The sequence below is a fragment of the Oleiphilus sp. HI0117 genome, from assembly GCF_001635235.1.
In genome coordinates this window covers 1-405 of sequence record NZ_LWGA01000415.1, presented here as the reverse complement: position 1 = coordinate 405, position 405 = coordinate 1, and the positions used below count along the sequence as shown (strand labels likewise).

1 protein-coding gene is annotated in these 405 nt (G+C 45.2%); it reads left to right on the top strand.

Annotation, left to right across the window (positions count from 1 at the left end):
• Window positions 1-405: DUF6160 family protein (locus A3757_RS26365; protein WP_231878217.1), on the top strand; the 405-nt coding region annotated here is incomplete at both ends.

Genomic DNA, 405 nt, shown 5'->3' with positions numbered 1-405 from the left:
TGCTGCTTCTGCTGGCGCACAAGCTGAACTTAAAGCTCTAGACGACTCAGCAATGGGCGAGCTAACTGGTCAAGCTGGTTTGACTATCGATATAGAATCTAAAGTTTCTATCGGTCAGTTCATGTATAAAGATGCTGGTAGCCTATTCATCAACGATATCAAAATCGGTGGTAACCAAAATCTTACTGATGACCCGAATAACCTAGCAAACAACACTGACATGCTTGACAATATCCGTATGAACATCGATATTGCTGGTTCCGCTGCTACTGGCGAAAACATTTTAGATCGTGGTTTGTCTGATTTTTACGGTGCTGAAGGTCTAGCTGCATTGGCTCTAGCATACGGTGCTGTAGATGACGGTCGTCTAGCTGGTTTGGCTGGCGGTATCGAAGCTAACGCTGG